The sequence below is a fragment of the Gulosibacter massiliensis genome, assembly GCF_900626105.1.
Taxonomy (GTDB): domain Bacteria; phylum Actinomycetota; class Actinomycetes; order Actinomycetales; family Microbacteriaceae; genus Gulosibacter; species Gulosibacter sediminis.
Genome location: NZ_UYZX01000001.1, coordinates 1267807 through 1288309, shown reverse-complemented (window position 1 = coordinate 1288309; position 20503 = coordinate 1267807). Strand labels below are relative to the sequence as shown.

Annotated in this window: 18 protein-coding genes and 3 tRNA genes; 9 read left to right on the top strand and 12 right to left on the bottom strand. The window is 66.0% G+C overall.

Features of this window, described 5'->3' with window-relative positions:
- The first annotated feature begins 1 nt into the window (after window position 1).
- Window positions 2-697 (top strand): SDR family oxidoreductase, encoded by a 696-nt coding sequence (locus EJL01_RS06250; protein WP_125106719.1) that lies wholly within the window; start codon window positions 2-4, stop codon window positions 695-697.
- Here the strand turns inward: EJL01_RS06250 and EJL01_RS06245 are convergent.
- Together EJL01_RS06245 and EJL01_RS06240 are read right to left on the bottom strand one after the other, a co-directional pair.
- Window positions 596-2998 carry a YhgE/Pip domain-containing protein gene (locus EJL01_RS06245; RefSeq protein ID WP_125106718.1) on the bottom strand — a complete coding sequence of 801 codons (2403 nt, stop codon included), beginning with the start codon at window positions 2996-2998 and terminating at the stop codon, window positions 596-598. The two genes, EJL01_RS06250 and EJL01_RS06245, sit on opposite strands and share 102 nt — an antisense overlap.
- Complete coding sequence (locus EJL01_RS06240; protein WP_125106717.1) at window positions 2995-3612, bottom strand: TetR/AcrR family transcriptional regulator; 618 nt, start codon at window positions 3610-3612, stop codon at window positions 2995-2997. The genes EJL01_RS06245 and EJL01_RS06240 overlap by 4 nt, the downstream gene beginning before the upstream one ends.
- Window positions 3613-3876: 264 nt before the next feature.
- Between EJL01_RS06240 and EJL01_RS06235 the strand changes: the two genes are divergently transcribed.
- The 5 genes from EJL01_RS06235 to EJL01_RS06215 all read left to right on the top strand — a co-directional run bounded on the left by EJL01_RS06235 (window position 3877) and on the right by EJL01_RS06215 (window position 8813).
- Complete coding sequence (locus EJL01_RS06235; RefSeq protein WP_241209128.1) at window positions 3877-4983, top strand: acyl-CoA dehydrogenase family protein; 1107 nt, start codon at window positions 3877-3879, stop codon at window positions 4981-4983.
- Window positions 4980-6347 (top strand): bifunctional PIG-L family deacetylase/class I SAM-dependent methyltransferase, encoded by a 1368-nt coding sequence (locus tag EJL01_RS06230; protein ID WP_125106716.1) that lies wholly within the window; start codon window positions 4980-4982, stop codon window positions 6345-6347. Before EJL01_RS06235 ends, EJL01_RS06230 begins: the two co-directional genes overlap by 4 nt.
- Window positions 6344-7072, top strand: coding sequence for a glycosyltransferase family 2 protein (locus tag EJL01_RS06225; protein WP_125106715.1), 729 nt, complete (start codon window positions 6344-6346; stop codon window positions 7070-7072). The genes EJL01_RS06230 and EJL01_RS06225 overlap by 4 nt, the downstream gene beginning before the upstream one ends.
- 53 nt (window positions 7073-7125) lie before the next feature.
- Window positions 7126-7650, top strand: a complete 525-nt coding sequence (locus tag EJL01_RS06220; protein ID WP_125106714.1) for a Dps family protein — start codon at window positions 7126-7128, stop codon at window positions 7648-7650.
- 230 nt (window positions 7651-7880) lie between these two features.
- Window positions 7881-8813, top strand: coding sequence for a glycosyltransferase family protein (locus EJL01_RS06215; RefSeq protein WP_241209127.1), 933 nt, complete (start codon window positions 7881-7883; stop codon window positions 8811-8813).
- A 54-nt stretch (window positions 8814-8867) separates the two neighbouring features.
- Here the strand turns inward: EJL01_RS06215 and EJL01_RS06210 are convergent, their stop codons facing one another.
- The 4 genes from EJL01_RS06210 to EJL01_RS06195 form a co-directional block, all read right to left on the bottom strand.
- Window positions 8868-9701 (bottom strand): glycosyltransferase family 2 protein, encoded by an 834-nt coding sequence (locus tag EJL01_RS06210; RefSeq protein WP_241209126.1) that lies wholly within the window; start codon window positions 9699-9701, stop codon window positions 8868-8870.
- The gene (locus EJL01_RS06205) at window positions 9698-10720 is read right to left on the bottom strand and encodes a glycosyltransferase (protein WP_125106713.1); all 1023 of its coding nucleotides are present in this window, start codon (window positions 10718-10720) and stop codon (window positions 9698-9700) included. Before EJL01_RS06205 ends, EJL01_RS06210 begins: the two co-directional genes overlap by 4 nt.
- Complete coding sequence (locus tag EJL01_RS06200) at window positions 10717-11844, bottom strand: glycosyltransferase (RefSeq protein WP_125106712.1); 1128 nt, start codon at window positions 11842-11844, stop codon at window positions 10717-10719. Before EJL01_RS06200 ends, EJL01_RS06205 begins: the two co-directional genes overlap by 4 nt.
- Window positions 11845-12359: 515 nt before the next feature.
- Window positions 12360-12432 (bottom strand) — tRNA-Arg (locus tag EJL01_RS06195).
- Window positions 12433-12510: 78 nt separating this feature from the next.
- Between EJL01_RS06195 and EJL01_RS06190 the strand changes: the two genes are divergently transcribed.
- Complete coding sequence (locus tag EJL01_RS06190; protein ID WP_125106711.1) at window positions 12511-13767, top strand: MFS transporter; 1257 nt, start codon at window positions 12511-12513, stop codon at window positions 13765-13767.
- Here EJL01_RS06190 and EJL01_RS06185 read toward each other — a convergent pair.
- Complete coding sequence (locus EJL01_RS06185) at window positions 13764-14621, bottom strand: ArgP/LysG family DNA-binding transcriptional regulator (protein ID WP_125106710.1); 858 nt, start codon at window positions 14619-14621, stop codon at window positions 13764-13766. The two genes, EJL01_RS06190 and EJL01_RS06185, sit on opposite strands and share 4 nt — an antisense overlap.
- A 44-nt stretch (window positions 14622-14665) precedes the next feature.
- Between EJL01_RS06185 and EJL01_RS06180 the strand changes: the two genes are divergently transcribed.
- On the top strand, window positions 14666-15307 hold the full coding sequence (locus EJL01_RS06180) for a LysE/ArgO family amino acid transporter (RefSeq protein WP_125106709.1): 642 nt from the start codon (window positions 14666-14668) through the stop codon (window positions 15305-15307).
- Between the two features lie 421 nt (window positions 15308-15728).
- Here EJL01_RS06180 and EJL01_RS06175 read toward each other — a convergent pair.
- The 5 genes from EJL01_RS06175 to serS all read right to left on the bottom strand — a co-directional run bounded on the left by EJL01_RS06175 (window position 15729) and on the right by serS (window position 19401).
- Window positions 15729-15819, bottom strand: a tRNA-Ser gene (locus tag EJL01_RS06175).
- A 56-nt stretch (window positions 15820-15875) separates the two neighbouring features.
- A complete protein-coding gene (locus EJL01_RS06170; protein ID WP_125106708.1) occupies window positions 15876-17159 on the bottom strand; it encodes an LCP family protein in 1284 nt (427 codons plus the stop codon).
- 33 nt (window positions 17160-17192) lie between these two features.
- Window positions 17193-17277, bottom strand: a tRNA-Ser gene (locus EJL01_RS06165).
- Window positions 17278-17302: 25 nt separating this feature from the next.
- Window positions 17303-18142, bottom strand: coding sequence for a Cof-type HAD-IIB family hydrolase (locus EJL01_RS06160; RefSeq protein ID WP_125106707.1), 840 nt, complete (start codon window positions 18140-18142; stop codon window positions 17303-17305).
- The gene (gene serS, locus EJL01_RS06155) at window positions 18139-19401 is read right to left on the bottom strand and encodes a serine--tRNA ligase (RefSeq protein ID WP_125106706.1); all 1263 of its coding nucleotides are present in this window, start codon (window positions 19399-19401) and stop codon (window positions 18139-18141) included. The genes EJL01_RS06160 and serS overlap by 4 nt, the downstream gene beginning before the upstream one ends.
- Window positions 19402-19468: 67 nt before the next feature.
- On the opposite strand from serS, the gene EJL01_RS06150 reads away from it, so the two are divergent.
- Window positions 19469-20425, top strand: coding sequence for a diacylglycerol/lipid kinase family protein (locus EJL01_RS06150; protein ID WP_125106705.1), 957 nt, complete (start codon window positions 19469-19471; stop codon window positions 20423-20425).
- Window positions 20426-20503 lie beyond the last annotated feature (78 nt).

Below are 20503 nucleotides of genomic sequence, written 5' to 3'. Positions count from 1 at the left end.
CGTGAGCCAAGCCATCGCCATCGTCACCGGGGCTTCGAGCGGAATCGGGCACGAGATCGTGCGCGAGCTCGCGTCGACCCACCGCATTGTCGCGCTCGGGCGGGATGCGGCGCGGCTCGCCGCGACCGGGGCCGACATCACGGTCACCGCCGACCTGCGCGATGCGGGCGAGTTCGCCCCTGGCGGCAAGGTCGCGGCGCTCATCGACTCGCTCGAGCGCGTTGACGTACTCGTACATTCTGCCGCCGTGGGCACGCCGGGCTCGTTCGCCGACACGGATGCGGCCGAGTGGCAGCGTCAGCTCACGACGAACGTCGTCGCACCTGCGCTGCTCACGCGCCTCGCGCTGCCGAAGCTGCGGGAGGCGGCGGGCACCGTCGTGTTCCTCGGCTCGGGCGTCTCGGTGCGTCCTGCGCACCAGATGGCCGCTTACGTCGCGTCGAAGCACGCCCTCAAGGGACTCGCCGACTCGCTCCGGCTCGACGAGGCCGAGTACGGCGTCCGCGTGACGACGGTCATGCCCGGCCAGGTCGACACCCCCATGCAGGTGGAGCTGCAGGAGGGTCTCGGCAATGCCTACCGCCCCGAGCGCTACCTACGCCCCGAGACCGTCGCTCGCGCGGTTCGGTACGTTGTTGACGCCCCCGAGGACGCGCACCTCATCGACCTCAGCATCCGCCCCCGCGTCGCGAGCTAGCTTTGCGATCTTGCGTCGCTCGAGCCAGACGGCGACCGCGATGCCCACCAGCGCGATCGCGAACCAGATGAGCAGGTGGCCGACCGCCGCACTGACGTTGATGGTCGAGCCCGCAATGAGCGCGCGGAACGCCTCGACCGAGTACGACAGCGGCAGCCACGGGTGGATCGCCTGATAGAACGGTGGCGTCGTCTGCACGGGATACGTCGCGCCCGCCGAAGAGAGCTGGAGCACGATCATCACGAGCGCGAGGAATCGGCCCGGAGCGCCGAGCAGCGCGACCAGCGCCTGGTTCATCGCGACGAAGGTTACGCTTGCGAGGAACGCCAGACCAACTACCGGCCACACCAGTGCGTAGTCGACGCCGACGAGGAAGTGCACGACGAGCAGCATGAGCGTGCTCTGCACGAGGCCCATGATCGCGCCGGGCAAGAACGCCCGCAAGGTGTCGACGAGGATCGACCCACTGCCACGGGCCTTGCGAAGCGGCTCGTGCATCATGAAGTACGCCATGCCGCCGACCCAGAGCGCGAGCGACATGAAGTAGGGCGCCATGCCGTCGGCATTCTTCTTGACCTGGTTCTGGCGGCTCGTGTCGAGCTGCACCGGGTTCGAGGTGACGTCCGCCAGCGTCTCTGACTCGCTGTCGGTGTAGGAGGGTACTTGGTCGACGCCGTCCTCAAGGCCCGAGGTGAGCTCGCCGCTGCCGTCAATCAGTTGATCGAGGCCGTCGCGCAGTGAGCTAGTGCCGTCGGCCGCCTCGCCCGTGCCGTCGGAGACCTGGTGCGCGCCGTCGGCGAGCTCGTCAGCGCCGTCACTGAGCTCGCTCGTGCCACCCGCGAGGGTGTTCGCTCCCGAGGCGAGTGTGCTCGTGCCACCGGCGAGGGCCGAGGCGCCGTCGGCGAGCTGAGCGTTCGCGTCGGCGAGCTGCTGCGCGCCCGAGTTCACCTTCGCGATGCCGTCGGCGAGGGTGCCGGAGGCGTCGCGCAACTGCGAGGTGCCGCCCGCAAGGGTTTCGGCGCCGGTAGCGACCTGCTGCGCGCCGTCATTGAGCTGGTTAACCTGGTCGACGATCGCTCCCGGGTCCTGCAGCGCATCGAGGCTCGAGAGGTCGATCCCCTCGAGGCTCGTTGCGGCGTCATCGAAGCCGGTCTGCACCTGCTGTGCGCCCGTCTGTATCTGCGTCACAAGCGCGAGCTTCTCGTCGTCGGTGAGGGTGTCCCAGTTCGTCGCAAGGTCATCGAGGCTCGTCACGACGTTCGAGGCGCCGGTCTGCAGCTCGCCACCCTGGGCGGTGAGTTGCTCGGCCACGGTCGCGACCGTCTCGGCCGTCGACGCGGCGCCGTTCACTGCATCCGCGAGCTGCTGCGTGCCGTCGGCAACCTGCCCGGCGCCGTCGGCGAGGCTCTGGGCGCCGTCGTCGAGCTGCGCAGCCTGATCGGGCAGGCCTGAGGTCTGCGTCTCGAGCTCGGCCGTTCCGGCCGCGAGTTCGTTCGCACCGCTCGCGGCCTGCTGCGCGCCCGAAGAGAGCTGCTGCGCGCCCGCGTCGAGCGTCGCGGCACCCGAGGCGAGGTCGGATGCGCCGCTCGCGGCCTGGTCGGCCCCGCTCGCGAGCGTGTCGGCGCCACTCGCGAGTTCACCGGTGCCGCTGACGAGCTGGTTGATACCAACCAGCAGCTCGCCCGCACCGTCGTAGGCCTGGCCGATGCCACTGCCGAGCTCTTCGGAGCCGTCGGCGGCATCCTGCAGGCTGCCGTGGATCGAGGTGAAGCCGGCGTAGATGTTCGTCAAATACTCGTGGGACACCTCGGTGGCGAGCTCGTCGGCAACGACGGTGCCGATCTGGTTCGCAATCGTGCCGACGAACATGTTCACGGCGTCGTTCGTCTCGATGTGCAGCTGCGCCCGCTTCGGGTCGTCGCCCGCGGGCGAGACCGCGTTCGCCGAGAAGTCCTCGGGAATCGTCAGCACCGCGAGCACCTCGCCGTCGGCGAGCTTCTCAGCAGCCTCGTCGGCCGACATCTCATCCCAGTCGAAGTTCTTCGACTCGTCGCTGTCGACGAGCTTCTCGGTGAGCTGGTCGCCGAGGTCGACGGTCTTGGTCTCGCCGTCGGTCGTCTCGGTCGTGGTGGCGACATCGTTGTTCACGACGGCGGCCTGGATGTTGTCGAAGTTGCCCTGCGGGTCGCTGAACGAGCCGGTGAGCAGGCCCGAGTAAATCAGTGGCACCGTGGCGAGGCCGGCAAAAATGATGGCTCGCCACAGTTTTCCGTTGCGGTTCTTAGCTTGCGTTTCGGTCATTTCGTGAAGTCCGTCATTGAGTAGTTGGCCGCACCAGAGGCGGCAAGGATGTTCGCGGCGAAGCGCTGCACGGTGGGTTCCAGGGCATTCTCGCCCATGAAATCGCTCGAGAGCCAGGCGATCGCGCGCCAGACTGCGCCGGCGCCGAGGAATTCGGCCCGGGCGAGGGCCTCGCGCTCGTCGACGCCCTCACGGAGGCAGGGCGCGAGCGGCGAGTGGTGGAGGAATTGGTCGGCGAGGTAGTGGACGATACCCGCAAGCACGGGCACGGCCGCCGGGCCGCTCAGGATCGGCAGGTAGATCACGGCGTCCCGCTGGAGTTCGCCGAAAAGCAGCGTGAGGCGGGCGCGAGCGAAGTCGTCCCACGTGTCGCCCTGTAGCCCGTTCGGCATGCGCTCAAACAGCTCGCCGAGTCGCTGCAGGGTGGCGACGCGCACGAGATCCGGCACATCGGTGAAGTGCTGGTAGAAGGTCGGCCGGCTCACGCCGGCCCGCTTCACGACATCGGTAATCGAGGGCGTGCCCCCGTCCGCAGCCAGATGCGCCCAGACCGCCTCAATGAGCGCGGCTCGGGAGCGAAGGGCGCGTGGGTCGATGGCGTTGGTACTTGTCACGAGCGACTAATTTACATTTGTAAATTAGATTTCGCAAGGGGTGCCACACCGCCAACACACAGCTTGGTCGGTGCGATGACATCGGTGATGGGGTCCGCCAGCCAGCGCGAAATACACGCTGTTGAATTCGTAAGCCTTGCTCGTTCTACCTGCGACGGCGCCGATCATACCAAGACTCAGGGATCCTGTGAGCATGGCAGTAGAGTCAGCATCAGTCAGCGAGGATTGACGGTGATGGACCCCTGGCGAACAAGGAGAGGCCCGATGAACTCTGAAACCGGCGGTGTCGTATCGGCCCCACCAGTACCCGACAGGAGCATTCTTACCCCCGCCACAGCAGAATTCGCCAGTCTAGTCGAACGCCTCGTCGCCAGCGCCGAGCAGTGCCGCGGCGAACCGCAAGCAATGCTCGCGACCCTCGGCGAAGACGCGATTTCGCCAGAGGACTTTCCACTCCCCGGCGAGCACACGCTTGCCCTCTGGGAGCTGCTCGCAGAAGTGGCCGCCACAGATCTGGTCGCAGCGCGCACGCTCGAACCCCACCTCGACGCACTGGCCATTACTGCGCAGAGCCCCGACCCAGTACCTGCCGAGGGCACTTGGGGCGTGTATGCGGCGGAAGGTGGCGACTCACCGTTGACGGCCCACAATCATGCTGGCTCGGCGTCGGACGTGCATTTGAACGGCGTCAAGCCGTGGTGCTCGCTCGCGGCTTCACTCGACGCCGCGTTAGTGACCGCCCACACCGATGGGGGACGTCAGCTATTCGCCATCGATCTTCACCACCCCGGCGTCCAGGTGGAACGGGTGCGATGGGTGAGCCGTGGGCTCGCACACGTCCCCAGCGGCCCGGTTCGTTTCGACAACGTACCCGCTACAGCCGTCGGCGCCGTGGGCTGGTATTTCGATAGACCAGGATTCGCGTGGGGCGGCGCCGGGGTGGCCGCATGCTGGTTCGGCGGCGCCGTTGGTGTTTACCGCGATCTCGTCTCGGCGGCCACGCAGCGGCCGCCGGATCAGATTGGTTTCGCCCTACTGGGTCGTGCCGCCCGGTTGGTTCGGACCGGCAAGACTGCGCTCACCGATGCTGCGGAACGCGTCGACAACGCCTCATTCGATTGGCCAGACTCCCTCGCGCTGCGCAGCACGATCGCCGACATCTGCGCCGACGTGCTCGAGATCTCGGGTGTGGCGCGCAGCCCTTCCGCCCTCGCGTTCGACGATGTGCATGCCCGTCGCGTCGCTGACCTCGCAATGTACCTGCAGCAGCATCACGGCGGCCGAGACGATGCCGCTCTTGGCGAGTTCATCGTGCGTGACGATCCGTGGCATGCGCTCACCGGGCCCTCAACTCCGGTCGCCAAATCATGACCGCCCCGCGGTTCACGCACGACGAGCCCGGCACGGGCGCTTCCGACTGGGATTGTGCGCACGAGCTCCCCGGCGTCACGACGACACAACTCCTCTCCCCGGGCGCCCCGCTCGTCGTCGTCGTCGCCCATCCTGACGATGAAACACTCGGAGCGGGCGGTCTGATTGCGACGGCGGCCGCACACGGGCATGACGTCACCGTGGTGCTCTGCAGCGACGGTGAAGCGTCGCATCCCGACTCCCGCACGCACACGCGCCAAGAACTCGCCGTGATTCGACGGCGAGAGTTCACCGCAGCCATGGACGCGCTCGGGAGCACGTCGAGGAAGTCCTGCAACCATGTTTCGTTCACTGCGCTGGGGCTGCCCGACGGACATGTGGGCGAGTTCGGTACCGAAATTGAGGGGGAACTTCGACGACTCGTGACTCCGGGCAGCACCATTGCGTCGCCATGGCGGAGCGACGGCCATCCCGACCACGACGCGGTCGGCGAGATAGCCGCAGCAGTAGCCGCCGAGCTTGAGCTGACACTGCTTGAGTTTCCGATCTGGTACTGGCACTGGGCTCAGCCCGTCGCTGATCCTCGCTGGCGTTCCATGCGCACCTTTCGGCTCGATCCGAGCGCGGCGGGCGCAAAACGGCTTGCGATGGCCGCATATCCGTCCCAGACGACGCCGCTCTCCGCAGCGGCAGAGGACGCTCCTGTGCTCACAGAGCAGTTCTTGCAGCATTTTCACCGAGACACGGAGGTGTTCCTTCGCACCGAACCCGGCTCGCTCGGAGCGCCGCAAGCGCGCGAAACATTTAACTCGCTCTTCAACAGCGACCCGGATCCCTGGCGCTTCGACAGCGATTACGAGGTGCGCAAACGAGAGGTCCTGCTTACATCGCTCTCTCGTCCGGTCTACCGGCAAGCGTTGGAGCTCGGGAGCGCGACCGGCGCGCTCACCGAGCGGCTGGCGCAGCGGTGCGAATCTGTGGTCGCGATCGATGCGAGTGACGTGGCCGTCGAGCGCAGCCGTGTCCGCTTGTCCAAGTACCGGCATGTTCGTGTCGAGCAACGCGAGGTGCCAGCGGATTGGCCAGACACCGGTCCCTTCGACCTGGTTATCATGTCTGAATTCGGTTACTACCTCACTCGTATCGAGCTGGGGGAGGTCTTCGAACGGATCGAAGCGTCCGTGACGCCAGACGCACAGGTGGTGCTCTGCCATTGGTTGCACCCGATCGACGGTTGGGCGCTGGACGGGCGTGACGTGCACGAAGCCGCCCGGCGACGTGGATGGACCGCGCGGGTCACGCACCACGAAGCGGACTTCCTTTTGGAAGTCTTCACATTGAACGCGTCGAGTGACTCGATATGAGCGGTCCTGCGTGCTCGGCGTTGGCGGTGGTGATTCCGGTACGCGACGAAGCTGCGCTCATCGGAAGAGCGGTCGTCGCGGCACTGGCGGCGATGACCGCTGCCGAGTCGAGTTTTGGCGTCCGCACTCTCCTTGTTCTCGCATTCGACACCTGCGTCGATGACTCCGAGCTTGCCGCCCGCGCCGCATCTGCGGGCGATCCGCGGGTGGAGTTCGTGCAGCTCGAATCGGGCATGGTCGGACGAACACGCGCAGTCGGAGTCGCTACGGCGCTGGGGATCCTGAGGCTACCGCCCTCAAATGTCTGGATCGCCAACAGCGACGGCGACTCTCAAGTACCGGCCCACTGGTGCGTCGAGCAACTGCGCGAGGCAGCGGAGGGCGCCGCCGCCATAGTGGGTACGGTGATCCCGACCGGCAGTAGCGACATGAACGAAACGCTCAGCAAATGGGCAGACGACTATCGGCCGGTTGATGGGCACGAGCACGTCCATGGCGCGAACCTCGGTGTCCGAGCCGATGCGTACCTCGCGTCGGGCGGTTTCCCTCCGGTCACACACGACGAGGATGTGCATCTCGTGCAGGCTCTGCGGGCTGGAGGTTATCGCGTCGTGGCGTCCGCTCGATGTCCGGTGCGCACCTCTGCGCGGACACTCGGTCGCGCGCCGCACGGTTTCGCGGACTACCTCGCCGGGTTGCAATCGGACGCGCCACGCAGTCGTTGAGGTGTAACACAAGCGAGTCTGATAGGCCTTGCGTACAGACGAACGGAGATCTCATGGCAACAAAGAGCACATCCACGAAGACCAGCGCCCGCCGTAGCACCAGGCAGAATGCGGAGGGCGGATTCAAGGCATCGGCATCACTCACCGACGACCTCCAACGAGTACACGTTGACCTCATCGAACTTCATCTACAGGGCAAGCAGGCGCACTGGAATGTTGTCGGCAAGAACTTCCGTGATCTCCACCGCCAACTGGACGAGATTGTCCAGAGCGCGCGTGAGTTTAGCGATGAGGTCGCCGAACGCATGCGCGCGCTCCATGCCATTCCGGACGGACGCAGCGGCACGGTGGCCAAGAACACGACGCTGCCCGAGTTCCCCGCGGGCGAAGTCGACACCGCGGACACAATCGACCTCATCACCGAGCGACTCGAAACCACAGTCGGCACGCTTCGGGACGTGCACGACAACGTCGACGAACAAGATCCGACGAGCGCCGACCTGCTGCACGCGATCATCCAACGCTTCGAGCAACTCGCCTGGATGGTGAGCGCGGAGAATCGCACACCGTCAAAGTAACCACACGACCGAACCGAACACACTAGCTGCTGGCGCCACACGCGATTGTGAAGGGAATGCCGTTGACACCTCACCCTCCGATCCGTGTGGCGAGCGTGCCCGCCAACCACGTCTACGTTCAGCACCTCCAACCGGTACATCCAGTTCGGGAGGCAAGGGTGCTTCGGCTTGAGGACCCGACACCGGCGGGCTCGGGGGCCGGGGCTGCTGCGCGGTGGTGGCCGCCGGTGATGCTCGACCCCGAATGGGTTGGGCATCACCGCGGCGAGTTCGACATTTTCCATATTCACTTCGGCTTCGACGCACGTACCCCCGAACAACTCGAAGCATTGGTTGCCGCCCTGCGGGCGGCCGGGAAACCTCTGGTCTACACGGTGCATGATCTTCGCAATCCGCATCACGAAATCGACGAACTGCACGATGCACAGATCACCGTGCTGATGAACGCGGCCGATGAACTCATCACACTCACCGACGGCGCGGCAGACGAGATTTCGCGGAGATGGCGAAGAACCGCGAGGGTACTGCCCCATCCGCACGTCGTCCCCCTCGACTCGATACCAAGATACCAACGACAGCACCGCTCGCGGCGAAGCGCATTCCGCATCGGCGTTCACATCAAGAGCCTGCGCGCCAGTATGGATCCACTGCCGGTCATTCGCGCGCTTGTTGACTTGCGGCAGCGCCATGACGGTATCGTGATTCAAGTGAACGGCCACCGCGACGTGCTCGATCGAGACGGCGCGAGACGAGACCCCGTACTCGGCAGTTGGCTGGAGGAACAGGCAAAATCGGGCTGGATCGATTTGCGCGTTCACGATTATTTCTCGGATGCGGAGTTGTGGCGCTACCTGACAAGCCTTGACGCCTCGGTGCTTCCGTACCGATTCGGTACGCATTCTGGTTGGTTGGAAGCGTGCCGCGACGTGGGCACCACCGTCATCGCGCCAACCTGCGGGTACTACACGGACCAGGCACCGGTGATCTCATACCAGCACGATGAGAGCGGGTTCGATGCGGATTCGCTCCAGGCGGCCGTGCTGGCGGCAATTAGCGCACCTCCCTCCTCTGTACCGAGCGCGTCGTTTCGCCGGGCACAGCGTGAGGAGATCTCGCGCGAGCATGCGGACCTGTACCGACGGCTCGTGAACACTTCCACATGACGTAGGCGCCGCGGGCAGCCGTCACCGATGCGCGGTACGTGCCTCGCTCTTCGATCATTCCCGCGGCCAGCGACGCCGCGCAGGCTCTGTGCCGACACCGCCGGTGACAAGGCCTCGCGCGCGGAACTCGTCGAGCCAGCCTCGCATCGGCCACGTCTGCCAACGCGTGAAGAATACGTTCGCATTGCGGACGATGTCATCGAGGTGTTGCGTGGGGGGCGTACTCGTCTCGTGCCACTGGTGGTACGCGCGCGCCGCACCAACCCACACGAGATCGATGCCGCAACTCGCCGCCATGTATCCGAAGTCGGTGTCCTCGCCCCCGTAGCCCGAATACTCTTCGCAGAATCCGCCAATGGTGCCCCAGGTTTCCACCGAGAGCGCGAACGAAAGCGACCAGAACAAGTCCGGGGACTCGGCACGCGCCACCTCGCCCGGCGCCGGTGCCGGGCGAGCTGGATGTGGCGCATCCAACTCACCGATCGTGCCGATGGGGTAACCATCCACGCCATGCGGGTCGAGATACGTTACCGGGCCGCTGAGCAGGCTCCGATGCAGGGCCAGCTGACCGGCGGCGTCAGCGTACCCGCCAACGAGCGACTGCCCCGGGATGCAATCCACGTCGAGAAATATGAGCAGTTCCGCTCCTGCCGCGATCGCCGCCGCCGCACCAAGATTCCTAGCTCGCGACAGAGGCAGTCCGAGCGGCGTGCTCGGAACGTCGACGACCGTCGCGAATGGCGGGGCCATGGCACGAATCTCAGGATCGTCCATCGCGACGATGATGTAGTCGTCCGGCGCCTGCGCGGAGAGGGCGAGCCCCTCCTGCTGAGCGCGAAGGTGCGCATGTCGCCCATGTGCGATCGTGATAACTGCCGTGCGCATCATGACTTCCCCGCGATATCCCGGATGACCGCGGCGGCCCGATCCGCACCGTAGCCATCGTTCCACGACTTCCAGTTTCTGCCGTCAAGCTGTCCAGCCCGCTCAAGTAAGTGGGCCCAGTCGTTACGTGCGAAGCTGTTCGCCACCATTACCGGGAGTCCGTCAGCCCGCGAAAGCGTGTGCGCCGTCATGATTTGTTCGCGGAAGGGGCGTTCCTGCGGAACTACTAAGGCGGGAACTCCGACAGCAGCAATGTCTGCGACCGCACCCTGGCCCGCATGGCTCACCACCATCGACGCGCGTCTAAGCCAATCCGCCGGGTTAGGCGACCAGTTGTCGGCACTCGTGCCCACCTCGATCCACTCCACACCGGGTGTCTGCGCGCGAGCGGCGCGGATTTCGGGTTCACGCATGCCGCCACCGCCACCACCACCCAGGACGACTACTCGATGTATCGACGCCGGGGTGCGTCCGGGACTGTTCGCCTGGACGGAGATCGCACCCACGGCAAAGAGTTTCCCTGCCAGAGGCTGAGCAACCGGTCCCGCGCCGGGAGTGTCTGCCGTGTCGACGCGGAGCATCCCCATCGCCCACTCGGGCCACGCGCCGATGATGGCATCCGAGACATCGAAACCGAGGCGGTGCGCATGATCTGACCGCACACCTGGCAAGGCGATGCTGACGACCGGTACGCCGTGGAGGCGCGCGAACAAGGCCACCTCTACCGAAACGTCGACCACCATCGCATCCGGTGCAGTCCTGTCGATCCAGGCGGCGATCTTCGCCATTCGATGCCGTAAACCCGCGTCGTGTTTCGGCGCCCAATGCAGACGTCCATCAGCCGTTTCGCTGCGTCCGTGACCGCTGACGTCGTCGCGCTCGAGTTGGAGCCACTGGCCCGGCCATCCCTCGGGCCGAGCCAGCGACGAGATGCCGGTGATTGGAACGCCGAGCCTGGCGGCGATCGCGCACGCCCGCCGAAGATGGCCGCGCCCGTGATGGTGAACGTAATAACCGATCACAGTGCAGGAGTTCTGCGCTTGCCCGAACTGACGGCCGCGTCGAGGACCCGTTCATACCCCGTGACCATTCGCTCCAGCGAACAGTGCGCGACGGCATGCGCGCGGACCTCGTCCCGAGGCAGTGCAGCAGCCTCGGCCGCTGCCTGCGCGAGTGCGTGCGGTTGCTCTGCCTGCACCAGACGACCAGAACTCGCCCCGATAACCTCGGGCAGAGCTCCTCGCTCGAACCCTGCTACCGGGGTGCCGCTCGAGGTAGCTTCTGCCGCCACCAGCCCGTAGGGTTCGTTCCACCGTGGCGTTACAAACGCGAGCTTCGAGTGCCTCACCACGTCCCGGAGCGTGGAGTGGTCCAGGTGCCCGAGATACCGGACTTGGGTGCCGAGCCACGGTTCGACTTCGGCCTCGAAGTAACCCTTGTCGTGCACGGGGCCGGCGATATCGAGTGACATTCCGGCTTCGAATGCGGCGCGGATCGCGTCAGCAGTGCCCTTCTCCGGAACAATCCGCCCGAACCAAATAGCTCGTTCCCCACCAGGGCCGAACCGCCACGCGTCCGTATCCACTCCGTTGAGCACAACCGTTGAGTCGACCTGATCGGCCCAGGCAAGCTGCATATGCTTGCTCACCGTAACAAAGGTCGTGTTTGCCCCTCGAACACGCATCGCCGACTCGAGCCAGTCCAGGGGTGGCGTATGGAGCGTCGTCACGAGGGGAATGCTGAGCAACCTGGACATCGCGATCGGCAAGTGATGGATACTCACGTTCAGCACCACGTCGAATCGGTTCGCGCCGGACTCGGCAAGGTCGATCATGAGCGACAAGTAGGCATGGTGCTCACGGATCCACATCTTCGGTGAGGCGCCTACATCTTGGCGCGCCGCAGTGCTCGGTTCAAACTCCACCGCATCGTAGAACGATGCGTTCAATGACGGGTCAGAACCCCGCGCGGCGAAAAGCGTGACCTCGTGCCCTCGCTCCGCGAGTTTGGTGACGAGCATGTGTGTGTGGGCCTCAAGGCCGCCAGCGAACGGTTCGATAATCGGAAACCGCGCTGGGCCGATGATACAGATTCTCACTAACGCAGGCTCCGGAGACTTACGGGGACAGAGGTTAGTGCGATGCATGGCAGCATAGCCACCCAAGATGCACGCGAAATCATGAGCACGTCCTTGATCGGTCTTCGGTGATCGTCTCGTTCTTCATAGCATGGGGGTGCTGCTCTCGCATTTCCTGGGAGGCGGGTGGCTGCACCTCCTCGGCGCGCTCAGTGCTCTTCTCCGAGCGCAATCTCAGCCCCCCCCTGACCGAGATCAAGCGGATTTACCCGACTATCACGGTGTATACGCGGCCCATGTAATGTGGCTCGCATGGCGCCACGCGAAGAGGTCCTTGTCCGCTACCTCAAGGCGTGGGAGCAACGGCCGACGCCAGCGCATCCGCGGCAACACCTCGTGACAGTTCGCAGAGAACCAGTCGCGAGATCGCTGGGGCGACGCGGTGCGCAACGCCGAGTTGTTCGTGATGGGACAACCCGACCACCGTCAACGCCCGTCCGTGCGACCTCGACGACTTCCTCGACTTCTCGGCAAAGCAAAACGGCCCGCCGAAGCGGGCCGTCCAGTTCTGTCTCCACACAGAGTGCGCCTGGAGGGACTCGAACCCCCAACCTTCTGATCCGTAGTCAGATGCTCTATCCATTGAGCTACAGGCGCAGGTCGCCTTGGCGACTGATCTAGCTTAGCAACGCCCAGGCGGAAGTTCAAATCCGCCCCAGAGAGTAACTTGGAGAGGTGACAACTGGGCATGCGGGCTTCTCTGAAACGGGCACTACCTGGATAGGACACCGCCGCGGGACGGGCGGCTACACGCTCATCCAGCTCGCCATGTTCATCGCGGGTGTCGCGACGTTCGCGCAGCTCTACGCGCCGCAGGCCGTGCTGCCGCAAATCGCCGACGGCTTCGGCGTCAGCACGGCCGAGTCGGCGCTCATGATCTCAGCGGGCACGCTCGGGCTCGCCCTCGCAGTGGTGCCATGGTCGCTCGTCGCCGACCGCATCGGGCGCAAGCGGGCCATGTCGATCGCGATCGTCGCGGCGACGCTGCTTGCGTTCGTCACGCTCGCGATGCCGAACTTCGAGCTCGCGATCATCGTGCGCTTCTTCGAGGGCTGCGCGCTCGGCGGCGTCCCCGCCGTCGCGATGGCGTACCTCAATGAAGAAGTCCATAAGAAGGATGCGGCCGCCGCGGTCGGCACGTTCATCGCCGGCAACACGATCGGCGGCCTCTCAGGGCGCATCATCTCAGGCCCGCTCGCCGAAGCGACCGGCTCGTGGCAGTTCGGCGTGCTCGCGGTCGCGATTCTCTCGGCCATCGCATCCGTGCTCTTCATTCTGCTCGCGCCGCGGCCGAGCGGCTTCCAACCGCTGAGCCAGATCAGCATCGGCGAATCGGTCGCGACCACGCTGCGCAACGCCTGGCGCCACCTGCACGACCCGGTGCTCGTGTCGCTCTACGTGCAGCCATTCCTACTCATGGGCGGCTTCGTCGCGATCTACAACTACCTCGGCTTTCACCTCAGCGCGCCGCCGTTCCTGCTACCGGTGTGGGTGTCGTCGATGGTGTTTCTCGCCTACCTCGCGGGCTCGGTATCGTCGCCGTTCGCGGGGCGCATCGCGGGGTGGCACGGCCGCAAGCTTGTCATGATCGTGTGCGACCTCGTCGCCATCGCCTCGCTGTTGCTCATGCTCATCCCGAACCTCTGGGCGATCATCGTCGGCCTCGTGCTCATGACCGCGGCATTCTTCGGCTCGCACTCAACCGCATCCGGCTGGGCCGGCGCCTGGCCGACCGAGGGCCGCGCGCAGTCGACCGCCCTCTACAACCTGCTCTATTACGTCGGGTCGAGCGTGTTCGGCTACGTGGGCGGCGTCTTCTACCAGCAGTGGGGCTGGGATGCGCTCGTCTACCTCGTCGCGGGGTTGTTTGGCTCGGGCATGCTCGTCGGCATCATCGTGCTGCCGCGCAAGCCACGGGCCTCGCGCTCCTAGCGCTCGGCCGGCCGTAGGTTCGCGGCCGCCGCAGCGAAGAGCGCGTCGGTCACACGCTCGAGCGTGGCCGTACCGAACGACCAGCTGTGCCAGAATAGCGGCACGTCGATGTGGAGCGCTCCGATGCGCTCGACCGCGTCGACGAGCTGCAGCTCGGGCACCATGCCCCAGCCGAAACCGTTCGCGACGGCCTTCACGAACTCCCCCGAGCCGGGCACGCGGTGCCGCGGCGGCGCGGCCCCGGGCGCGACGCGGGCGAGCAACTCTCGCTGCAGCGAGTCGGATTCGTCGTACTCGATGAGCGGCGCGGCGGCGAAGCCCGGCCGACCCTTGCCGAACCAGCGCGCGCGAAACGTGGGTGTCGCGACCGGCCGGTAGCGCATCACGCCGAGCGGGCGCACGGCGCAGCCCTGCACGGTCTCGCGGTCGGAGCTGATCGCCGCGACGACCGTGCCGTTGCGCAGCAGTTCGGCCGTGCGGCTCTGGTCGTCGCGCTGAAACTCGAACGGGATCTCGCCGGCGAGCGGGGCGAGCGCGGGCAGCACCCAGGTGATGAGCGAGTCAGAGTTCACCGCGATGGGTAGCGACGCCGTCGCATCGTCGCGAAGCACCTGCTCGGCCTCGCTCGAAAGCAGCTCGAGCTGGCGCGCTAGCCGCAGCAGGGCCGCGCCGTGCTCGGTCGCCCGCACCGGCCGGGCACGCACGACGAGCACGCGCCCGACGTCACGCTCGAGCGCACGAATGCGCTGGCTCACCGCCGACGCGGTGACGTGGAGCGCGTCGGCGGCCGCGTCGAAGGAGCCGTGGTCGACGACGGCAACGAGGGCACGAAGGCGGGCGAGATCGAGTTCCATAAGCTTTGCTTAATCTACTGAAGAAAGTTGATTATGACTTAGCCATGGCCGTTTTTACCCTGGAATGCGTGATCTACTCCCCTGGCGCCGCGCTCGCCGGCCTCGGCTTCGGCCTCTCGCTCATCATCGCCATCGGCGCCCAGAACGCCTTCGTGCTGCGCCAGGGCATCCGCCGCGAGCACGTCTTCGCGATCGCCCTGTTCTGCGCGGTCTCGGATGCGGCGCTCATCTCGCTCGGCATCTTCGGCCTCGACGGGCTCATCGCGCTCGCGCCGTGGCTCATCGCGGTGATGCGCTGGGCCGGCGTCGTGTTCCTCGTGTTCTACGGCGCATTCGCGCTCCGCCGAGCGTTTCGTACCGAGTCGCTCGAGCCCGAGGCAGATGGGGAGGCTCGCGCGCCGCTCGGGGCGACGATGCTCGCGATCGCGGCGATCACCTGGCTCAACCCGCACGTCTACCTCGACACCGTGATGCTCATGGGCTCGGTCGCGAACTCGTATCACGAGGCCCGCTGGAGCTTCGGCGCGGGCGCCGTCCTCGGCAGCTTCGCATGGTTCTTCGGGATCGGCTACGGCGCGCGCTGGCTGCGCCCGATCTTCCGCAAACCCCGCGCCTGGCGCATCCTCGACATCGTGATCGCGCTGACGATGTTCGCGATCGCCGCGTCACTCGCGCTGGGAACGTAGCCGCCTCCTCCCCCGCGCACATGCGGTTGAGGATGGGCAGCGCCCCCGTGGTGAACACCAGCGTGACGTGCACGACGACGAACAGCACAAAGGAGAGCATGGCGTGCAAGTGCACGGCGCGGGCGACCTCGACCTGGTAGATCCTGTTGCATCGCTTCGCCTTCGCGGGCCCACAGGCCTGAGGAGAATCACTGTTGACTGAATCCACTTCGCTCGACGCGCGCGACAAGACCAACCCGAACTACGAGCTTCCGCTGCGTCGGCGATGGCGGTCAGTAGCCTCGCGCCTTCGGCGAAGCTGGTGACGCGGTAGCGCGCGTGGCTTCGACCGCGAAGCTCTCGCCCGCCACTCAGCCATGCACAAGGAGCGCGATGAGCTGCGACTTGAAGATCGAGAGAATTTCAGAGAAATTCTCTAATGCGGACACGGAGGGATTTGAACCCTCGGTCCCCCTATTGAGGGACTCCACCTTAGCAGGGTGGTGCACTCGGCCTGACTATGCGACGTGTCCAGACTGACCAAGACTACACGATGTCGGCGGCCTGGAAAATCGGCCGCCAGCATCGCCTAGAACAGGGTCTCGGTGTTCGAGCAGGTCTCCTGATCGGCGGTCTGGCCGTCGAAATCGACGCTCGGCGCTGGCTCGGTGGTGGGTCCAACCGTGCTGTCCGTCGTTGCGTCCGGGCTGGCGGTGCTCGTGGCATCGCCGGTGTCGCCGCTATCGGTGCTGTCGGCACCAGCCGAGTCGGTGCCGCCGGAGTCGCCCGTGCCGGTCGTCGCGTCGGGGCTCGCGCTCTGAATCAACGGTTGATCATCACGCAACAGCTGCCACATGACATCCGCATCGGCGGTTGGTTCGACCCGCCCAGGCGAGTAGACGGAGTCGGCCACCGGCAATCTCACGAACGCCATCGCATCATTCGGCACTTGCGCGAGGGCCGAGGCCAGGCTCACGAGCGTGTCGATGTTGTTCATATTGCTCGACAGCGTCATGTTCTGCGTCGCCGCTCGAGCGATGCCGTAGAGCTTCGTGGGGTTCGTCAGCGTCTCGTTGCTCTTCACGGTGCGGAACAGCGACGAGAGGAACACCTGCTGGTTCGTGATGCGCGCGAGGTCGGAACCGTCGCCCACGCCGTGGCGGGTGCGGAGGAACTTCAGCGCCTCCTCACCCTTGAGCGAGTGGGTGCCGGCGTCAAGACTGAGGCCAACGTAGGTGTCCTCGATCGGCTGCTCGACGCAGACGTCGACACCGCCGACCGCATTCGACATCTCGATGACGCCGCGGAAGGTGATCATTGCGGCGTACTGAATGTCGAGGCCGCTCATCTCCTCGACCGTCGCGACGATGCAGCCCATGCCGCCTTCGTCGAGAATCGAGTTCATCATGACGCCGTAGCGCTCGGACACCTGCTCGCCGTCGTCGTTCGTGCACGTCGGCGTATCGACGAGGGTGTCACGCGGAATCGACACGACCGAGGCGTGCGAGTGGTCCTCCGAGAGGTGGAAGATCATGTTCACGTCGTTGAGCGTGCCGTCGGCGTCGGGCGAGCCCTCGCCGAACTCCTCGCCCTGGCCGACTCGCGTGTCGCTGCCGACGAGCAGGATGTTCACGCCACCCTCGAACGTGTCGATGCTCGGGTCGGAGTTGTCTTCGAGCTCAAACGTGCTGACGTTGCCGAGCAGGTTCCAGTAGACGATCGTGCCGAAGGTGATGAGCGACACGAGCAGCACGGCGACAACCATGCCGACGCCCTTGCCCACGGTGCCCCACGTGCTGGTCACGGCGAGTCGCCCGTGCCGCGCCTGTGTGCCGCTCGGGGCGGCGGCGCGGGGGGAAGTGTGGTTTGCCAAGCACGGACTCCAGAGAGGGGGACAACGGATGCGCGGAGGGCGTGGGATTCGAACCCACGGGACATTGCTGCCCACTGGTTTTCAAGACCAGCTCCTTAGGCCGCTCGGACAGCCCTCCAAACCGACAACAATTCGATAACGAATCAGTCGGGCTGCGACATATCGTAGCCGACCTTCGCGAGGGCAAGTGCAAGACCGTCGTGATAAAAGTCCGTCGTCAGGTCACTCGCGGCGTCAATCACCTGTTGCGGCGCGTTTCCCATGGCGAAACTCCGCCCGCCAATTTCCTTCGCCCACTCGAGCATCTGGATGTCGTTGAAGCCGTCGCCGGCGACGACGACGTTGCGCCCGGAGATGCCGAGGTTCGTGCGCACCTTCTCGAGCGCGGTCGCCTTGTTCACGCCCTCGGGCGCGATGTCGAGCCACGCCGACCAGCCCACCGAGTAGGTCACCTGATGCAGGCCCGAACCCTTGACCTCGGCAACGAATTCCTCGACCGAGTGGTCCGGCGAGACCACGACGAGCCGCGTCACGGGCTGCCCGAGCAGATCCTCAAACTTCACCTCGGTGCCCTGCGCCTCGAAGCTGCCATCAGGGAACTGACCCGAGTAACGATAGACGCCATCCGGCCCCTCGACCGCGAAGCGCGCATTGCGCAGCACGGGCCGCAGGCGGATGAGCGCATCCGTCGGGTCGAACGTCTCGACCCACGTAGCCGAGTAGTCGCTGTTCGCCGGGGCCGAGACGCCCTCGGCGCGCTCGAGCACCATTGCCCCGTTCGCCGCGACGAGGTAACGCGAGTCGAGCGAAAGGCGTTCGCGCACCGGCAGCATGTCGGCCGCTGACCGCCCCGTGGCGAGCATCACCTCGTGGCCCTCGGCGCGCAGCCGCTTGACCTGCTGTCGGGTTGCGTCGGGAATCTCGCCGTCGACATCGAGGATCGTGCCGTCGATGTCGAGGGCAATCAGCAGCTGCTCGGTCATGCGATCGGCTCCAGCACCTCGAGGCCGCCGAGGTACGGGCGCAGCGCCTCGGGCACGAGCACCGAACCGTCGGCACGCTGGTGAGTCTCGAGAATCGCGACGAGCCAGCGAGTGGTGGCGATCGTGCCGTTCAGCGTCGCGACCGGCTGGGTCTTGCCGTCGTCGCCGCGGGTGCGGATGCCGAGGCGTCGCGTCTGGTACGTGGTGCAGTTCGACGTCGACGTGAGCTCGCGGTACGCGTCCTGCGTCGGCACCCAGGCCTCAACGTCGTACTTGCGCGCGGCCGAAGAGCCGAGGTCGCCGGCCGCGGTGTCGATGACGCGGTAGTGCAGGCCGAGGGCCTGCATCATCTCTTCCTGCCAGCCGAGCATGCGCTGGTGTTCGGCCTGCGCATCCTCGGGGGTCGTGTAGACGAACATCTCGACCTTGTTGAACTGGTGCACGCGGATGATGCCGCGGGTGTCCTTGCCCGCCGAGCCGGCCTCCCGGCGGTAGCAAGTCGACCAACCGACGTAACGCAGGGGCTCAGCGACGTCGATGATCTCGTCGGCGTGGTAGCCCGCGAGCGCGACCTCGCTCGTGCCGGTGAGGTAGAGATCGTCGGCCGGCAGGTAGTAGATCTCGTCAGCGTGCTCGCCCAGGAAGCCGGTGCCGCGCATGATCTCGGGCTTCACAAGGGTGGGCGGCGTCAGCATGATGAAGCCGTTCTCGATCGCCTTGTTGAGGCCGAGTTGCATTACGGCGAGTTCGAGCCGCGCGCCGATGCCACGCAGGTAGTCGAAGCGGGCGCCCGATACCTTTGCGCCTCGCTGCATGTCTATCGCGCCGAGCAGCTCACCGATCTCGAGGTGGTCGCGCGGGGCGAAGTCGAACTCGGGCTTCACGCCCTCGGTGCGCAGCACGACGTAGTCGTCCTCGCCGCCGGCGGGCACCTCGTCGAGCACGATGTTCTCGATCTTGCCCACCGCATCCGCGAACGCAGTCTCGGCCTCGTTGGCGCTCGCCTGCGCGTCCTTGACCTGCGCTGCGAGCTCCTGCACGGCGGCGAGCAGCGCGGGGCGCTCCTCCTTCGATGCCTTGCCGATTTCCTTCGAGCGCGCGTTCTGTTCGGCGCGCAGCGACTCGTAGCGCTGGAGGGCCTCGCGTCGCGACGAGTCCGCCGCGATCGCCTCGTCAACGGTGGCCGGGTCGTTGCCGCGGGCCGCTTGCGAACGCTTGACTACGTCGGGGGACTCTCTCAGGAGCTGAACATCGATCACCCTGCCATGCTATCGACCTCGGGAAACTGATGCCGAGCGGCGACGATTGCCGCCTAGCATTAGTGCCATGACAGCGAAGCGTGCCGCGATTGTCGCGAACCCCGTGAAGATCGATATGGCGCAGTTGCGACGCCTGCTCCCCGCGATGGAGCGCGCACACGGCTATGCCGACACGCTCATCCTCGAGACGACGGCCGACTCCCCCGGCACCGAGCAGACGCTCGAGGCGATCGATGCCGGCGTCGACGTCGTCATCGCCGCGGGCGGCGACGGCACCGTGCGCCTCGTCGCCGACGCGCTCGCGCACTCGGATGTGCCGATCGGCATCATCCCCGCCGGCACCGGCAACCTGCTCGCGCGCAACCTCGGCCTCGTCGACCGGTTCAACCGCATCTTCGACCTCGAGGATGCGCTCGAGGTCGCGTTCGGCAACTGCGAGCGCCGCATCGACCTCGGTGAGGTCGACGTCGAGCGCCCCGACGGCGAGCACGAGCGCTTCCGCTTCGGCATCATCGCGGGCGTCGGCATCGACGCGGGCATGATCGAGCACACCGACGAAGAGCTCAAGGCGAAGATCGGCTGGCTCGCCTACTGCGGCGGCATCGCGCGCTGGCTGATCGGCTCGGGCGCGTTCAGCGCGCGCTTCAAGATCGCCGGTGGCCGCACGTGGGGCACACGCGCCTCGAGCATCATGATCGGCAACTCGGGCAGCTTGCCCGGCGGCCTTAACCTGCTGCCCGACGCCGACATCGACGACGGTCTCATCGACATGGTGATCATGCGTCCGCGCGGCCCGCTCGGCTGGTCGATGGTCGCGGCTGGGGTGATCGCCCGCAACCTACCGAGGGTGAAGCTGCCAGCGCATGGCGCGGTCAACTACTTCCAGGGCGAGGAGATTCTGCTGCGCCTCGACGGCGGCCCGCAGAACTTCGAGCTCGACGGCGACACCGAGGGTGAGGTCATTGCACTGCGCGCCCACACGCTCGAGGGTGCACTTGTCGCCCGCGTGCCGGTCACGCGGTAGCGACCGGGTCGCGTTCGCGGACGGCCCGCCTTTCAGTACGGCCGCGCCATGCGGGGCGTCACTTGTGGCGCGCTCAGC